A 15,897-nucleotide genomic window follows, 5' to 3' on the forward strand; every position below is an offset into this window, starting at 1 on the left:
AAAAGACGATTAATGGTAAGCCTATTTCTTTTATTGGTCAACGCGAAATTTAAAAGTCGGCCTAAATTGGCATATTAAATCAGTCGTTTTAGTTAAGCTGATACTCGTTTTCTTATCTGTTTTCGCCCCCTTATTACGCATAAACAAGATCTTAGATTTAAACGAAGAAATCGACCGAAAAGCATTGCATTCACTGGCTATTCTAGCGATATAATCGAACGCAGAACCGTTACACAAGATAACGAAAAATCATAATTTACACTTTAATCTTTACTTATAGGTAAGCCCTGAAATGCCACAACAGAACATCAAATTTATCGCTGCTGATATGGACGGCACTCTGCTTAATGAACACGGAAAGTTAGACCCAGAATTCTTCAATCTTTATGAGCGACTAGAAGCTCAAGACATCATTTTTGCGGCGGCATCGGGTCGTCAGTACTACAGCTTGATGGAAACATTTTCTCCGCTAAAAGATCGCATGATGTTCGTTGCTGAAAATGGCACATTGGTGATGCACAAAGGGCAAGAGCTCTACAGCTGCTTACTTGATACTGATGCCATCAAAGACATCATCAAAGAAGCGCGTGCCATTGAAGGTGCACATGTGGTGCTTTGTGGTAAGAAATCAGCGTACATCGAAACCAAAGATGAGCGTGCTTTAGCGGAGATCTCTAAGTACTACCATCGCCGAGAGCAAGTAGAAGACTTACTGGCGGTAGAAGACGATTTCATCAAGGTGGCTATCTGTCACTTCGACGGTTCACAAGAGAAAGTGAACCCAACTATTGATGCCAAATTCGGTGAGAACTACCAAGTGGTTGTCAGTGCAAAAATTTGGTTAGATGTGATGAATGCTGAAGCGTCAAAAGGTGCGGCGATTAAGCACCTACAAAACACATTAGGCTTCACTTACGAACAGACCATGAGCTTTGGCGACTACCTAAATGATTACGAGATGCTTAAAGAAAGTTACCACTCATATGCTATGGAAAATGCACATCCAAAACTTAAAGAGATAGCTCGTTTTGGTGCACCAAGTAATGTTGATGCGGGCGTATTCCAAGTGCTTGAGAAGTTATTAGCGTAATTCTTTTGTTTTGCTTTACTAAGATTAATTGAAAGCCTGCTTATCAATATGGGGCTCCATTTTTACTGCAGGTACGACTAATTAATGACATTTGGAATAAACAGAGTCTGAATTTCATGGAATCACTTTCACTCGATCAAGCGCAAAAAATTGTACTGCTTTCGCAAAAGCTGCCACCTAAAAAGCAACGTAATGGGGGCGCTTTGGCGAACACGCTGTCTGCGATTGAAAACCTTGGCTATGTGCAAATTGATACTATTTCTGTGATTCAGCGAGCACACCATCATACGTTGTGGAATCGTAATCAAGACTACCAGCTTGATCATATCGACAAGCTGTTAGAGCGTCGAGAGGTGTTCGAGTATTGGTCGCATGCCGCCGCGTACTTACCCATGCGTGACTTCCGATTCAGCCTACATCGCAAGAATGGTTTTGCGAGCGGTAAGCTCAAGCATTGGTATAAAAAGGATGATGCACTGATGGCTCATGTTCTCAAACGTATTGAGAATGAAGGGCCGTTGATGGCGAAAGACTTTGAAGGGGACAGGCCAAATCGCGGTGGGTGGGGCGGTAAACCAGCCAAACAGGCACTAGAAACCTTGTTTATGCAAGGCGACTTAATGGTGCCAAGCCGAGTGAACTTTCATAAGGTTTATGACCTCACCGAGCGAGTTTTGCCGAGCGGAATTGATACCTCTGAGCCAACTGAACAAGAGTACATAGAGCATCTGATAACACGTTATTTAGAGGCTAACGGAGTTGGAATAGCATCGGAAATGAGCTACCTGCTCAAGAACACTAAGTCTCTGGTTCAGAAAACACTCCAACAGATGCTTGAAGACAAGCAGGTGCTGAAAGTGGATATTCAAGGCTCGGACTATTATGTCCTGCCTGATGCGTTTGAGCTGTTGAATCAACCTCTTTCCAGAACCAAGCTTAAGATACTGTCTCCGTTTGATAACCTGCTGATTCAACGAAAGCGAATGCAATCATTGTTCAACTTTGATTACCTCCTTGAGTGCTATGTTCCAGAGGCCAAGCGTCAGTTTGGTTACTTTAGTTTGCCTATTCTGTGGCAAGGTGGGCTGGTGGCGCGAATGGATTGTAAGGTCGATAGGAAGAGTGGTTTACTCAATATTCGCAACTTGGTTGTTGAAGACAGGCTCAAAAACCATGAATCATTGATTCTCGCTTTATGCGAAGAACTCAAGCACTTCATGGTGTTTAACCAATGTGATGAGATGATCGTCCATAACACCACACCTTCCGATCTTGGTAAACGTTTGATGAGCCATTGGCAAACAGTCTAGCGGTCTTTGTTGTTCCGGAAATCCTTCATTACTTAAAAGCCTTTTTTGAATTAGTCAGCGCTTAGTTACTTGGAAAGAGAGGCTAATAAAAACTCAACAAAGGTTCGGTTCTTCAACGACAGTTGCTTGGTTTTGTAGAGTAAGTGAATAGGCTTGGGTAACGGTGCCATGCCGGGTAGGATTTCCAATAGTGCACCACGATCAATCTCTTCTGATACCAAGATAGTCGGTTGCAACAACACGCCCACACCTTGTAGGGCGGCATATCGCAACACATCACCATTATTCGACATCAAGCGCACCCGTTCTTTATTCGGTGTGGCGTGAGGGGCTTGACTGCTGTAACTGAACCCAAGCGATGGGTGTTGCGCCAAGTCTTCTAATACTATGATTTGAGCATGTTGGTTAAGGTAATCGGGAGCGGCGCAATAACACATCTCATAGTCCCCTAAATACCTTGCGACCAAACTTGAATCGGACAGGTCACCAATTCGCACCATCAAATCAATGTCGGATGAGTAAGGATCAACAAGGTCATTATTCAACATCAGCTCAACGTTAATGGTTGGGTGATGTGCGAGGAACTTAGCCACAATAGGGGCGAGAACCTTGTTCCCATAAGTGACAGGGCAGTTAATTTTCACTGTGCCTTGAGGCTGATTTTCTAAGGTTTGAATGAGGTTTTCAGCATTGCTGATGTCTTCGAGAATTCGTTTACATTCTCGATAGTAAAGCTGCCCTGAGTCGGTTAATGATTGTTTGCGCGTGGTGCGGTGGATCAGTTGAGAATTCAAACCGGTTTCTAAGGAATGGACATGTTTGCTGATCATAGTCGCCGACAGGTTGAAGTGATTTGCGGCGCTACGAAAGCTGCCTTGCTCGACCACGTAAACGAAGACCTTCATGCTGGTTAACTTATCCATTAAACACTCTTGGTTGATAAACAATAAACAAAAGGTAAGTTTATCAATTATTAGGGGTTAATTATATTAATGGCAAACTGATAATTAACTAAAATAAGAGCGTGAAATGCCTCAATCGAATGAAATCATCTTTGTCACTGCCGAACTTAAGATCAAAACCAACATAGAGCGAGCTGCCGCGATCGAAGCTATCGAACAGTTTTGTTTAGACATGCAGAGTGAGCCGGGCTGCCTGCAAGCGATAGCAACCTATGATAAAAACCAAATCGACCGCGTCATTTTACTTGAGCAATACGCAAACCGTGAGGCGATTAATCAGCACTTTGTGATGCCTCATACCCAAGCGTTTATTGAGCGTGATATTACGGAGTTAGTACAAGCATTTGAAACTCAGAAGCAGGAGAAGTAAGTCATGAAATGGGGAATCTTAGGAACCAGCTTTATCTCAGGCGTAATGGCAGATGCGATTCAAGGCGATGCTCAAAGCGAGTTGTATGCCGTTGCTGGTCGCACTGAAAAAACACTTAACGAGTTTGCTGCCCAATACCAACCAACACGAACCTTCAACAGCCATGAAGCCTTGATTGAAGACGAGTCGGTCGACATTATTTACATCGCTCTACCAAATCACGTTCACCACGAATACGTGATTAAAGCTGCTCAAAAAGGCAAAGCGATTCTGTGTGAAAAATCGTTATCGGTTGATATGGAAAAAACCGAACAAGCTTTGCAAGCGGTGAAAGAAGCGGGTGTATTCTTTGCCGAAGGTTTGATGTACTTAAACCACCCACTTATCGCCAAGCTTCATCAAGAACTAGCGACAGGTGAGATTGGCGAAGTACGCTCAATTCAAGGTTCATACGTTGCGGCGATTGACCAGTTTGTGAATCCAGAAAGTAAAGGTGCATTGTACAACCTAGGTTGTTACCCAATGTCTCTTATTCATTCTGTCGCGCAACACCAGTTTGGTGAGAGCGTGTTTAATGACGTGCAGATTTCAGCAATCGGTCGACGAGGCCAAGATGGTAACATCTGTGAATCGTCGGCGATGATGCGTTTCAATGACCGCTTTACCGCGCAAATCCACACTGCTGAAGACCACGGCTTAAAGCATGGTTTTACGATTCTAGGTAGCAAAGGCTGCATTACGCTAGATACGAATCCATGGCTACCGACTGTAGAAAACACGTTTACCGTAGAGATCTATGAGACGTCGACCCGTGAAGTGAAAGTCGAAGCGCAAGGCGATGGCTTTCATTATCAAGTGCGCAATATCCGCCAAGCGGTTGAGCGAGATGACACACAGCTTGCTGCGCCAATGGCAATGCATCAAGACTCTCGCGTAATCATGAAGTTACTGACAGATTGGGAACAATCGGCGAGCTAGTGTCTTCGTGAACTCTGTACCAGCCTTATGTTTGATTGCCTCGTAAGTGATCAAACATGAGGCTTTCCCTATATCTTCTAGCTGACTCTTCCCAATAAATACTTTGCATTTGAAAGCGCCACAGTGTCCAATATCAGGTAGTACGAAACTGACCGAAAAACCTTATTTTTTAAGGTGTTAAATAGGACATTTGCCGCATGCGTAAATCAGATAAGAAGATCGAAAATCAAATCAGAGACGTTTTGACTGACATTTGTGAAGACACGTTAAAAGGCTTCGATGGTTTTCTGTGGGTGACTCACTCGGTCAACTTCTCTTCATTCCCGCAAAGTTTGAAAATTGTCTGCGTATTCGATACCAATCAGGATAGAACGAACTTCCTAAATGGCGAAGGTCAACAGAGTGTCTCTGGGGCTATTCAACAAGCGTTCAATCAAGTTGGAATTCAACTGAAGAATATCGGCAAGCATGTTAGCTACGATACACAGGAAAATTGCGACCGCGACCATCAAGGGAAGTGGAACAAACGGCTTTAAGGCGCTTTATTGGTTGTGCTATTTGGTAAGCGATCCAGAGAAATGAAAACCTACGCGAGGTAGGCTTTCATTGTCGTTACTTGATTGCAGTACAGAAGCTGACATCTGAATGTTGAGTTTGCGGGTCGTAGCTGTGGTAAAGCTCAAAACAAGGTCGATCGTCTGTTTCAATACCGGACTTAATGACGTTACTCATTAAATCATCCCACGCTTTGGCATATTGGCCGATGTCGGTAATCGTTTGTCTCATCACCGCATATTGCCCGCCGGGAAAATTTTTCAATTCGATCCCACTTGGTACTTCAGTGTCGTCTGAAACCATCAAGCAGATGTCTGTTCGGCACTTATCTGTAGGAGTGATTTCTGGATTGTCATGATAGATAAAGATGCTGCTGTTTCCCGATAGCCCTTTCATTTCTGCCCATTGATAAAGACGACCGCTTGGCTCTTCATAGCCTTGTCCATAAGGGCCGGTCACTCGCACATACGCCAGTTTTGATGGTTCGAATTGTTGCGTTTTCATTGTCATACTCCATGTTGAAAGTTCGGAGTCAGTATATGAATTGCTGGCGACAGTATCGTTTCCATTCTTGCGCAACGTGTGTCCAATCTTGCTACTTCTAGTTAACTCACTGAACGCTTGGTAGTCTTCACAATCACGAAAGGCACTAGGCGTCACACCAAAGTGTTGCTTGAAGGCTTTGGCAAAGCTTTGAGAAGATGAGAATCCATAATCGAGTGCGATGTTAATAATAGGCTGTTTGGATTGGAAGAGATCGTTGGCTGCCGCTTCAAGTCTCAACCGCCTGATGAAATCAGCAAGCGTCTCGCCTTGAACTGCCTTAAAAGTACGATGAAAATGGTAGGGTGAAAAGTTGGCTAACGCCGCGACTTCGATCAGGTTGAGCGGATCGTTAAAGTGCTGCTCTAAATAGCGGATCACAGGAATAAGTCGCTTATGATAGTCAACGTACATCAATTTATTTACCACTCTCTGTTGTTATCGTTCTAGGCTTAATTACAGAGACTAACCTATCCCAACTGAGTTTCAATAGAGTGCCCTTGAAACTGAGCTTAGATACGTTAATCCAATTATCTCTCTTTATCTTTTTTATCGACTAACGCGATCATTTAATCCCGGAATCCGTGCGCATTTGGGTTGAAGCATGTCATTTACCCGTTACCGGACGATAGTTTCAGATCGTCTTTATTCGGGTATCCGATACTATGCTTTTAGGCAAGTCTCATCGGGGGCTTAACGCTTGAACAATGAACAGTTGTAGACGATACTCTTTTCGTTCTTTGCTATCCTGGGTTAGCTTGTAACCTGTTGATTTAAATCAGATGTTTTGATTTGGGGAAGTGTCGATTAGGAAGGTTGAATGAAGAATTTCTACATTTTATGGTTACTAGCACTGATTCCGTTATACCTGATCACTAGTGCCTCTTTTGCTGCTGATACTGCAATTGTATTACCCGGATTGCATCAACAGGGCGTCGATTCAAGCGGCTTTCCAATGTCTCAGCACGATGTTATTGATTGGGAAATTGCGAACAGTGACCTCGTGTTTGGCTCTTATGCGGACAAAGTCGACAATAAGCGAGTGATGACAATTGGTTACATGTATAACCAAAAGTTGGAACTTAATTCGGGTTGGTTGGAGAACGATCTTCGTAATAACGCGGAATTACAGGGCGTCAATTTTGAAGACTTCTTTCTCCATTTTTCTGAAGACACAGTGCTCGCAGAAGTCGATAACACCCACAGTGAAAATACTCTCCTAAATCGCAAACCTATGATCGTCGGTTATACAGCAAGCGAAGAGCATGCTGGTTTTTGGCTTTATCAGGACCCTCCCTGGAACGTCGATGTGTTTGAAAACTTCGAACAAGGTGGTGCGCTTTATGTATATCACGCAGAGAAGTTCGATAGATTGACACTTAAGTTTTCTCAGTTTGCCTCTAGCGGTCAGTTTTGGCTGGAATACCCGGTCGATTTGGATGCCCACGGGAGAGTAACGCAATGGAAAAGGCTAGATTTAAAGAAAGGCAGAACCCTCAATATGCGAAAGGATCAAACTTTTTTGTGGGCTGTTCCTTCTGATTGGGTGAGAGTAACCACACACGATGGAAGCGGTGCTAGCTATGGTGGTGGACCATATTTTGGATCTACTTTTTTGCGCGACGGCGGTCGTTTGTATGTGGCGAGAATCCGTTGGCAAGGTGATAACGTGGATGACAGGCCGCGTCTTAAAGAAGTTACGCTAAAAAATAGCTTTCCAGCGGTTCGGTTAACTAATGCTCCCGAGACGGCACCTGACGGCAGTGTTATTAGCCAATGGCGGAAGATCAGTGGCTTTGATGTGTCTGCCGACCTTAACCACGATAACTATTTATCACAAAGTGAATATAACAACCGCACCAATAAAAATGCCACCGCTCGATTCCGCTGGGAATCACGTGTCATCCCTTTTGGGCGAATGTGGAGCCATAAATCATCATGGGCGATAACCAATGTCGCTAACCCTGACTATGTTGCTGCGATGCATGCTTACTATCAGAAAAGCTGGATTGAGCAGGGGGTTAATGGTGCTTACAATGATGACACTAACAAGCTGCTCGGCGGAAATCAGTTCTATGTTCACTCTGGTGGCAACGTTCAAGAGCTAGGATTTGTTGTCGGCTCGTCAGATGCCGATGAGCTGTATAAAACACAATTTGCCAATTTCCTAAAAAAACTCTCTTCATTAAGTAGCGATGCTTTGGTTGCACTAAATATTGGGACCGCTAATTTGTTTGGACGCAATGGTCAATCCCATTTAATTGAAGCGGGCACTTTGTATTTCAGGGAGCATTATCTATTTCCATCAACGGGGTTTAGTGGCTATTCAGGTATTGCAAAGTTGTGGGATAGCTCTGCATTGGCTTACGCCAGTCAAAGTGTGATTTTTCAAGCGACGACTCGTTTCGGTAGGGTTCAATTCTTTGGTAACAGCGAACAAAACTGGCGACAAGATCAATACTCAACCTTAGCTATCTATTACCTGAATCATCACTCGCAACACAGTTATTTCAATCAATGGAATAGCGGCTATGTTTACGGGAGCGATAACACGACGGAAGATAATTTTTGGAAGAGTGGGGTGCCCAAGAATGTGGCTTATCAACCAAGCTCGTTACTAGCGGTTGATTTAGGTGAGCCAAGTAATATCGTCCCTGAGGGCTATGAGGCCGTTTCGTTAATGCTGTCGACAAGAACTCCTGAACCCGCGGATTACACGATTGTTGGGGATTCCTCGATGAGTGAAGTGGTTCACGCTGACCTACCTAAAGGGCGGACACGCCTTTCTCCCACGTACATCTATTTCTTGTATCAATCTGAACGCTCTGTTGTGGCTGGTGGTCCTGAGGACATGGTGTTAGCGAGAGAATTCAGCAATGGGCGAGTGTTATACCGAACCGACTTCCACGGCAAGAACGTGAACTTTTATGAAGCGGTAAAACTTACTGTCACACTGGATGTCCCAATGAAACCTGTTGATGCTAACGGTAACGTTGGTGAGTATGTGAGTGAAATCAAGATTGGCGGTTATGAAGGGTTGTTTTTGCTTTATTAGAGCGAACTTCAACGAGGGCGAATTTGAATTAGCGCAATTTCGAACCGACGCTAATTCAAGTTTAGGTTTTTGAAATTAGCTTATTCTTTTTACACTGCTTGAACTCTTTGGCGATCCACGATTGCTCGTTTATACCATTGTCGATTAAAGCAAAAAGGTAGCCATCGACTTTGCTTGAAGCTGCTGGGTATTCTTGAAAAGCGTGCTTAGGGTATCCGGGGTAATCCGTTTCGTATTGAGCGTCTAACTGCTTACCGAGTTGACGCCATTTGACGAATAACTCAGAAGAAGATGTCTCAACCTTATATTGGCCTAAAATGCGTTGGTGGTGGGTTAATGCCACTTTAGCGCAGTGGTTGGTCTGTACGACTTTTTGTATCAATTCGACTTGTTCTTCACTCATGGTTTTCGCAAGTACATTCTCTTGTTCGATGCGCGCCATTCGCTCACCAAACGTCTCAGCATGGATGGAAAACACAAAAGTAAGCGGTAAAGCCAATACCAAAAGGCGCTTGTAGAACATAACCAAACTCGTAAAAAGGATTCGTGACTATTATGCCGCCCACCGCCAATATTATTAATGAATATAACTGTTTAATTGTAAGAATTATTTTATCGAGTAGATAAATAGATGGTTTGGGATGAGATCTATTCAGGCTCTGAATGTGCGGTGGGTGAGCGTGAAATTTGATGGGGGATCAGTTACGAATTAATAACCTTAATGCCTTTGTCTCGAAGCTCATCAATCACACTGTTCGAAAGATCGATGTCCGTGATTACACCATCAAGCATACTTAAATCTAAGGCGTGGAAGGTAGCGATGCGTCCGTATTTGGTTGAGTCTGAAATCAGATAGTTTGTATGAGCTGCTTGAACAATGGCTTGTTTGACTAATACCTTATTTTCACAAGGTGTCGAGAGCCCTTTTAGATTCCAAGATGAAGAAGAGATAAACGCAATATCAATATTCATCCCAGACAAGAACTCAGCTACTTTGCCCCCAATACTTGATTGATTTTCACGGTCAATCTTGCCACCAGTATGGTAAATCTCAGATTGTGTGTTGTTCATTAGGTACGCGGCAATTGCGAAGTCATTGGTGATGATCAGCAGATCATCTCGCCCTGCAAGTTGGTGGGCGATCTCCAAAGAGGTTGTTCCTGCATCTAGGTAGATAGTCGAATACTCAGGAACCAATTGAGCAGCTAGTTGACCTATTTGAGCCTTTTCGCTTGCTTGCTGCTCTACTTTTATGTCGTGTGACAATTCGCTGTGAAGTGCTTTAGTTAGCTGAACACCACCCGAAACCGAAATCACTTTTCCTGAAGTCTCTAGCTTTACTATATCTCGACGAATAGTCATATGAGACACCTCTAGGTGCTCAACAAGTTCAGAAATACTGATCACTTCTTGGTGTGATAATAGTGACAAAATGGTTCTCTGACGTTCTGCTGGAATCATGATTCTTCTTCTATGTTCTTATTTTTCATCATCCTATCAACCTTTCGTTGTTTTGTGAATATCTGTGAATATCTGTTGTGATATAGCAATAAGAACTGTGATTGTTGCCGAAATTACCATTATCTAATGCCTCGAAAGGGGTAAATCACGCGTGCATGTTAACTTTTGTTAAAAATGTGACTTATCACTAAGTCGCACTCGGTTGCTTCACATATAATCACAAACATAAACAAGAATTAACAAATCTAGAATTCAATAATTACGTGAAAGGCATCTTGCTATGAATGAAGTTCAATCTGTTGGTGTTATCGGTTTAGGTTCTATGGGTATGGGCGCAGCGAAGTCATGCGTGCGTGCAGGGCTTGATGTATATGGTTTCGATTTGTATCCGCAAGCGCTTGAAACTCTGGGTGAATATGGTGCTAAAGCGGTATCGACGGATGCCGTTGAGTTTGCAGACAAACTGGATTCTGTTTTGGTATTGGTTGTGAATGCCGCTCAAGTTAACACGGTACTGTTTAAAACTGGCCTTGCGGCGGCACTAAGACCGAACACACCAGTAATGGTCTCGGCAACGATCTCAGCAGAAGACGCTAAACAAATCGAAACTCAGCTAGCTGAACATGATCTTGTGATGCTTGATGCGCCAGTTTCCGGCGGTGCAGTAAAAGCAGAAGCCGGTGAAATGACCATCATGGCCTCAGGCGCCGTAAGTACATTCGAAGCACTGGCTCCTGTACTCAATGCGACAGCGGCAAAAGTTTACAACATCGGTGAAGCGATTGGCCTTGGTGCGACTGTAAAGATCATCCACCAATTACTTGCAGGTGTTCATATTGCGGCGGGTGCAGAAGCAATGGCATTAGCTGCTCGCGCGAATATCCCTCTAGACCTGATGTACGACGTAGTAACCAACGCGGCGGGCAATTCTTGGATGTTCGAAAATCGCATGAAGCATGTTGTTGATGGAGACTACTCTCCTAAGTCTATGGTCGACATCTTTGTTAAGGATCTTAACCTTGTATCTGATACGGCAAAAGATCTGAAATTCCCACTCCCATTATCAAGTGCAGCATTGAACATGTTCGTTAGTGCGAGTAATGCAGGCTTTGGCCAAGAAGATGATAGTGCTGTGATTAAAGTGTTCCAAGGCATTGACCTTCCAGGCGTTGACTCGTCAAAAGGGGAGAAATAATCATGTTATTAGGTGTTATTGCAGACGACTTTACAGGTGCAACAGACATTGCTGGTTTCTTGGTTGAAAACGGTATGCGTACTGTTCAATTGAACGGGATTCCAACGGGAGACTTTGACGCATCAGCAGATGCTGTGGTGATCAGCCTTAAATCTCGCTCTTGCCCAGTTGACGAAGCGGTAACGGATTCTGTTGCTGCGCTTAAATGGCTTCAATCTCAAGGTTGCCAACAGTTTTATTTTAAATATTGCTCAACGTTCGACAGTACTGCTGAGGGCAATATCGGTCCTGTAACAGATGCGCTTTTGGCTGAGCTTGGAGAATCTTTCACTATCGTTTGCCCTGCATTGCCTGTAAACGGTCGCACGGTTTACAACGGTCACTTGTTTGTTTTTGGTGAGTTGTTAAGTGATTCAGGTATGCGTAATCACCCGGTTACACCAATGACAGATTCAAGTGTGGTTCGAATGATGGATGCACAATCAGAGGGCGTTTCTGGCTTAGTTAACTTCCAGACTATTGAACAAGGTTCTGATGCTATCACTACCCGTTTTGACGAGTTAAAAGCTCAAGGCAATCGCTACTCGGTAGTTGATGCATTCAATGCAGAGCACTTGGTGACGCTAGGTCAAGCCGTGAAACCTCTGAAGCTAATCACAGGTGGCTCAGGCTTAGCCGCTGGTATCGCTAAAAATTGGACAGAACATCTTGCTGACCAAAGCGATGCAAAACATGCCGGTACCCCAGCAAAAGCGCCAACGATTGTGTTCTCAGGCTCTTGCTCAGTGATGACTAACCAACAAGTTGCGGTATACAAGCAACTTGCCCCTCACTTTGCTATCGATGTAAAGGCCTGCTTAACCAATGACCAATATGCCGATGAAGTCTTCGATTGGGTGATGACCAATAACCAAGGCGAGTTCGCACCTTTAGTTTACGCAACCGCAGATGCTGCCGTGCTTAAAGCGATTCAAGAAGAGTATGGCGCGCAAGCTTCAAGCCACGCCGTTGAACAGTTCTTTAGCCAACTGGCGATCAAACTACAACAACATGGAGTGAAAAACTTCATCGTTGCTGGTGGTGAAACATCAGGCGTAGTGACACAGAGCTTAGCGGTGAAAGGTTTTCATATCGGTCCTCAAATTGCACCGGGTGTGCCTTGGGTGAAATCGGTTGAAGGTGAGCTTTCACTGGCGCTTAAATCGGGCAATTTCGGAGATGAAAACTTCTTCGCTAAAGCGCAATCATTCTTTTCATAAGCGAGATTCAGATGAGTGAAATTTTGATGAACGAGCAACAGTTAAGAGAGCAAATGGTGACGCTCGCTCGTTCAATGTTCGAACGAGGCTATGCGACAGGTGGGGCGGGCAATTTGTCGATTAAATTGCCAAATGGACACTTCTTGGCAACACCAACAGGCTCTTCATTTGGCCGCCTTGTCGCTGAGGAATTGTCTGTTGTTGATATCGACGGCAACCACATTTCAGGTAAGAAACCTTCAAAAGAAGCGGCGTTCCACCTAGCGATTTACCGTAATAACCCTGTATGCAATGCCATTGTTCACTTGCATTCTACGTACCTTACGGCGCTGTCATGCCTTGAAGGGCTTGATCGCAACAACGCGATTAAGGCGTTTACGCCGTACTTTGTGATGCGAATTGGTGAATTACCTGTGATTCCTTACCTACGTCCGGGGGATCCGCAAATCGCAGAAGAATTGGCAAAACGAGCTGGCGACTATCGAGCCTTTTTATTAGCAAACCACGGACCTGTTGTCACTGGTACTGATTTTGTTGATGCCGTGGATAACGCTGAAGAATTAGAAGAGACCGCTAAATTGGCATTCCTGCTGAAAGATAAAGATATCCGTTACCTGACAGACGAAGAAGTCATGGACCTAAAAGGGAGAGGTAAATAATGGCTAAGTTCGCAGCAAATCTAACCATGTTATTCACTGAAGTGCCGTTTCTAGAGCGTTTTGAAAAAGCGCATCAAGCGGGCTTCAAAGCGGTGGAATATCTATTCCCTTATGCGTTTGAAGCAGAAGAACTAGCAGAGAAAATGGATACATACGGTTTTGAGCAGGCGCTTTTTAATATGCCTCCAGGTGATTGGGATGCGGGTGAGCGTGGTTTTGCCGCTATTCCAGGTCGTGAAGAGGAATTTAAAGCCAGTGTTGATACGGCGCTTATGTATGCGACAGCTCTGGGTTGTAAAAAAGTCCATGCAATGTCAGGCATATTGAATGAGAACTTTACTAAGCAACAACACGTTGAAACCTTCATCTCAAACATTCGCTTTGCGGCTGATAAGTTTGCTGAGCAAGGCATTGAATTGATGATTGAGCCTCTTAATAGCCGTGATGTTCCGAACTATTTTGTGGCGCATCAACGTGAAGCTGTCGAACTGATTAAGTTGGTCGATAGACCAAATGTGAAACTGCAACTCGACCTGTATCACGCGCAAATCATGGATGGTGACTTAAGTACTTTGATTCGCGAAGTTGCGGCTTATACCGGCCATATTCAAATCGCTTCGGTACCTGAAAGACACGAGCCTTCGGAAGGCGAGCTGAACTACCCACATCTATTCAAAGTTTTGGATGATTCAGGTTACCAAGGCTGGATTGGCTGCGAATACAACCCGAGAGCCTCAACTGAAGCAGGCTTGGGGTGGGTTAAACCTTATTTATAAAGGCAGCCTTTTTGAGCACTAAGACTGACTCTTGAACACTTAAAAATACGATAAAGCGGTCAAAATAAAAAACCGCAGCATACAAAGTGCAGTGGGAGGTGAACGTATGTCTCCCGCTTGCAAACCCTACACAACAAAAATAGTACAGAAAGGAATACACAATGGATGGAGCACTGATAGGCATTGTAATTGGCATCTTAGCCATGATGGGTATGATCATTAAAACGAGAATCCCAGTCGCACTTGCTATGATTATTGCCAGTATCATCATGGGTCTGTTTGCTGGTATGGCACCAACAGAGTTGATTAATGCAATTAAAGCCGGTTTTGGTGGTGTACTTGGTGGTATTGGTTTGATTATCGCGTTCGGCGTAATCATGGGTGCTTGTTTCGAGCGTTCTGGAGCAGCTGTTCGAATGGCAAAAACGTTTGTAAAGCTGTGTGGTAAAGGTCGTGAAGACTTAGCACTAGGTTTTACAGGTGTACTTGTCGCTATCCCAGTTTTCTGTGACTCAGCGTACATTATTTTACACTCTCTTGTTCGCGCAATTTCACGTGACACAGGTAAATCAGCGGTTGGTTTAGGTGTGACGCTGGCGCTTGGCCTACTGATCACTCATGCGCTTGTGCCACCAACACCGGGTCCGGTTGCGGTAGCCGGTATTCTAGGTGTCGATCTAGGTGAATACATGCTGTGGGGCTTGATGGTATCTATCCCTATGATGTTGCTTTCTATGATTTACATCCGCCGCGTAGGCAATGAGTACTACCGCGTACCAAATGGTGAAAACTGGATCACAAACCAAGCTGACTGGGCGAACCTAGAGAAAGTAAAAGAAACAGATGACAAAGAGCTACCAAGTAACTTTTTATCATTCGGTCCAATTCTACTACCAATCGCATTTATCCTAATCAACACGCTTGTTGGTCAGGGTGATAGCGTAATGCACACTGTGATCTCATTAATTGGTAACCCTGTGGTTGCGGTTGGTATCGGTGTTCTTATGGCGCTGTACGGTCTTACTCGCCACATTGAGCGTAAAGACATGGTTAGCTCTATGGATGATGCTCTGTCTACTACAGGTCTAATTCTTGTGGTAACTGGCTGTGGTGGCGCAATGGGTGCCGTGCTTAAAGCATCAGGTGCTGGTCCTCAAGTAGCCGAAGCTATCGCGAGCAGCGGTATTCCACCTCTACTTGTACCACTAGCAATTGCTTCAATGCTTCGTTTAATCCAAGGTTCAGCAACAGCTTCTATGATGGTTGCAGCGACAATGACGCTACCGTTGGTTGAGACACTTGGCTTAGACCCTGTATTCGTAGCGCTTGCTTGTGCGGTAGGTCCAGTTGGCTTCTCTCACTTGAACGATTCATACTTCCACATCATCAACCGTACGTTAGGCATTACTGAACTGGCTGATCAAATTAAGATCTGGTCTGTGTCTTCAACTATCGCATGGGCGATTGGTGCAAGCATCATCATGATTCTTAACCTAGTGTTTGGTAAAGGCGGCACGTTGATCGACCCACTGATTCCAATTGCGGTTCTAGGTGCTGTATTTGTGTGGCTAAAAAGCAAAGAGAAATCACAAGTAAAGACAGCTATTACTAACTAATACTGCTTACCTTTATATACTGCCCCTATTAAGTGATTAGCTTGCTGATCTTCAATAGGGGCATTTTT

General features: G+C 44.2%; 15 protein-coding genes. 11 read left to right on the forward strand and 4 right to left on the reverse strand.

What is annotated here, in order from left to right; all coding sequences use genetic code 11:
• The first annotated feature begins 292 nt into the window (after positions 1 to 292).
• Both ATB74_RS02315 and ATB74_RS02320 read left to right on the forward strand, forming a co-directional pair.
• Positions 293 to 1,090 (forward strand): Cof-type HAD-IIB family hydrolase, encoded by a 798-nt coding sequence (locus ATB74_RS02315; RefSeq protein ID WP_061016265.1) that lies wholly within the window; start codon positions 293 to 295, stop codon positions 1,088 to 1,090.
• 116 nt (positions 1,091 to 1,206) lie between these two features.
• Positions 1,207 to 2,400, forward strand: a complete 1,194-nt coding sequence (locus ATB74_RS02320; RefSeq protein WP_061016266.1) for a winged helix-turn-helix domain-containing protein — start codon at positions 1,207 to 1,209, stop codon at positions 2,398 to 2,400.
• A gap of 65 nt (positions 2,401 to 2,465) precedes the next feature.
• Here ATB74_RS02320 and ATB74_RS02325 read toward each other — a convergent pair whose 3' ends face one another.
• The gene (locus ATB74_RS02325) at positions 2,466 to 3,323 is read right to left on the reverse strand and encodes a LysR substrate-binding domain-containing protein (protein WP_061016268.1); all 858 of its coding nucleotides are present in this window, start codon (positions 3,321 to 3,323) and stop codon (positions 2,466 to 2,468) included.
• Between the two features lie 106 nt (positions 3,324 to 3,429).
• On the opposite strand from ATB74_RS02325, the gene ATB74_RS02330 reads away from it, so the two are divergent.
• From ATB74_RS02330 to ATB74_RS02340, 3 genes are all read left to right on the forward strand, one after another.
• The gene (locus ATB74_RS02330; RefSeq protein ID WP_061016270.1) at positions 3,430 to 3,732 is read left to right on the forward strand and encodes a putative quinol monooxygenase; all 303 of its coding nucleotides are present in this window, start codon (positions 3,430 to 3,432) and stop codon (positions 3,730 to 3,732) included.
• A 3-nt stretch (positions 3,733 to 3,735) separates the two neighbouring features.
• Entirely contained in the window at positions 3,736 to 4,710 is a 975-nt protein-coding gene (locus ATB74_RS02335; protein ID WP_061016272.1) for a Gfo/Idh/MocA family protein, read from the forward strand.
• Positions 4,711 to 4,907: 197 nt separating this feature from the next.
• Positions 4,908 to 5,246, forward strand: a complete 339-nt coding sequence (locus ATB74_RS02340) for a hypothetical protein (protein WP_060980660.1) — start codon at positions 4,908 to 4,910, stop codon at positions 5,244 to 5,246.
• Between the two features lie 76 nt (positions 5,247 to 5,322).
• Here ATB74_RS02340 and ATB74_RS02345 read toward each other — a convergent pair whose 3' ends face one another.
• The gene (locus tag ATB74_RS02345) at positions 5,323 to 6,222 is read right to left on the reverse strand and encodes an AraC family transcriptional regulator (RefSeq protein WP_061016274.1); all 900 of its coding nucleotides are present in this window, start codon (positions 6,220 to 6,222) and stop codon (positions 5,323 to 5,325) included.
• Positions 6,223 to 6,628: 406 nt separating this feature from the next.
• On the opposite strand from ATB74_RS02345, the gene ATB74_RS02350 reads away from it, so the two are divergent.
• Positions 6,629 to 8,863, forward strand: coding sequence for a hypothetical protein (locus tag ATB74_RS02350; protein ID WP_061016275.1), 2,235 nt, complete (start codon positions 6,629 to 6,631; stop codon positions 8,861 to 8,863).
• A 61-nt stretch (positions 8,864 to 8,924) separates the two neighbouring features.
• Here ATB74_RS02350 and ATB74_RS02355 read toward each other — a convergent pair whose 3' ends face one another.
• Positions 8,925 to 9,386 (reverse strand): hypothetical protein, encoded by a 462-nt coding sequence (locus ATB74_RS02355; protein WP_061016277.1) that lies wholly within the window; start codon positions 9,384 to 9,386, stop codon positions 8,925 to 8,927.
• A 179-nt stretch (positions 9,387 to 9,565) separates the two neighbouring features.
• A complete protein-coding gene (locus ATB74_RS02360) occupies positions 9,566 to 10,324 on the reverse strand; it encodes a DeoR/GlpR family DNA-binding transcription regulator (RefSeq protein WP_061016279.1) in 759 nt (252 codons plus the stop codon).
• A 280-nt stretch (positions 10,325 to 10,604) separates the two neighbouring features.
• Between ATB74_RS02360 and ltnD the strand changes: the two genes are divergently transcribed.
• The 5 genes from ltnD to ATB74_RS02385 all read left to right on the forward strand — a co-directional run bounded on the left by ltnD (position 10,605) and on the right by ATB74_RS02385 (position 15,829).
• Positions 10,605 to 11,519 carry an L-threonate dehydrogenase gene (ltnD, locus tag ATB74_RS02365; protein WP_061016281.1) on the forward strand — a complete coding sequence of 305 codons (915 nt, stop codon included), beginning with the start codon at positions 10,605 to 10,607 and terminating at the stop codon, positions 11,517 to 11,519.
• 2 nt (positions 11,520 to 11,521) lie between these two features.
• A complete protein-coding gene (gene otnK / locus ATB74_RS02370; RefSeq protein WP_061016283.1) occupies positions 11,522 to 12,778 on the forward strand; it encodes a 3-oxo-tetronate kinase in 1,257 nt (418 codons plus the stop codon).
• A gap of 11 nt (positions 12,779 to 12,789) precedes the next feature.
• On the forward strand, positions 12,790 to 13,437 hold the full coding sequence (locus ATB74_RS02375; protein ID WP_179946885.1) for an aldolase: 648 nt from the start codon (positions 12,790 to 12,792) through the stop codon (positions 13,435 to 13,437).
• Positions 13,437 to 14,213: a 2-oxo-tetronate isomerase gene (gene otnI / locus ATB74_RS02380; protein ID WP_061016285.1), complete on the forward strand. Its 777-nt coding sequence runs from the start codon at positions 13,437 to 13,439 to the stop codon at positions 14,211 to 14,213. Before ATB74_RS02375 ends, otnI begins: the two co-directional genes overlap by 1 nt.
• Positions 14,214 to 14,374: 161 nt before the next feature.
• Positions 14,375 to 15,829 (forward strand): GntP family permease, encoded by a 1,455-nt coding sequence (locus tag ATB74_RS02385; protein ID WP_061016288.1) that lies wholly within the window; start codon positions 14,375 to 14,377, stop codon positions 15,827 to 15,829.
• Positions 15,830 to 15,897 lie beyond the last annotated feature (68 nt).

The organism is Vibrio splendidus (assembly GCF_001557875.1).
GTDB classification, from domain to species: domain Bacteria; phylum Pseudomonadota; class Gammaproteobacteria; order Enterobacterales; family Vibrionaceae; genus Vibrio; species Vibrio splendidus_F.

Coding starts and splice junctions, on each gene's coding strand:
- ATB74_RS02375 (WP_179946885.1), top strand. CDS start 12,790: ATGAGTGAAATTTTGATGAACGAGCAACAGTTAAGAGAGCAAATGGTG.
- ATB74_RS02355 (WP_061016277.1), bottom strand. CDS start 9,386: ATGTTCTACAAGCGCCTTTTGGTATTGGCTTTACCGCTTACTTTTGTG.
- ATB74_RS02360 (WP_061016279.1), bottom strand. CDS start 10,324: ATGATTCCAGCAGAACGTCAGAGAACCATTTTGTCACTATTATCACAC.
- ATB74_RS02315 (WP_061016265.1), top strand. CDS start 293: ATGCCACAACAGAACATCAAATTTATCGCTGCTGATATGGACGGCACT.
- ATB74_RS02335 (WP_061016272.1), top strand. CDS start 3,736: ATGAAATGGGGAATCTTAGGAACCAGCTTTATCTCAGGCGTAATGGCA.
- ATB74_RS02320 (WP_061016266.1), top strand. CDS start 1,207: ATGGAATCACTTTCACTCGATCAAGCGCAAAAAATTGTACTGCTTTCG.
- ATB74_RS02385 (WP_061016288.1), top strand. CDS start 14,375: ATGGATGGAGCACTGATAGGCATTGTAATTGGCATCTTAGCCATGATG.
- otnK (WP_061016283.1), top strand. CDS start 11,522: ATGTTATTAGGTGTTATTGCAGACGACTTTACAGGTGCAACAGACATT.
- ATB74_RS02350 (WP_061016275.1), top strand. CDS start 6,629: ATGAAGAATTTCTACATTTTATGGTTACTAGCACTGATTCCGTTATAC.
- ATB74_RS02345 (WP_061016274.1), bottom strand. CDS start 6,222: ATGTACGTTGACTATCATAAGCGACTTATTCCTGTGATCCGCTATTTA.
- otnI (WP_061016285.1), top strand. CDS start 13,437: ATGGCTAAGTTCGCAGCAAATCTAACCATGTTATTCACTGAAGTGCCG.
- ltnD (WP_061016281.1), top strand. CDS start 10,605: ATGAATGAAGTTCAATCTGTTGGTGTTATCGGTTTAGGTTCTATGGGT.
- ATB74_RS02330 (WP_061016270.1), top strand. CDS start 3,430: ATGCCTCAATCGAATGAAATCATCTTTGTCACTGCCGAACTTAAGATC.
- ATB74_RS02340 (WP_060980660.1), top strand. CDS start 4,908: ATGCGTAAATCAGATAAGAAGATCGAAAATCAAATCAGAGACGTTTTG.
- ATB74_RS02325 (WP_061016268.1), bottom strand. CDS start 3,323: ATGGATAAGTTAACCAGCATGAAGGTCTTCGTTTACGTGGTCGAGCAA.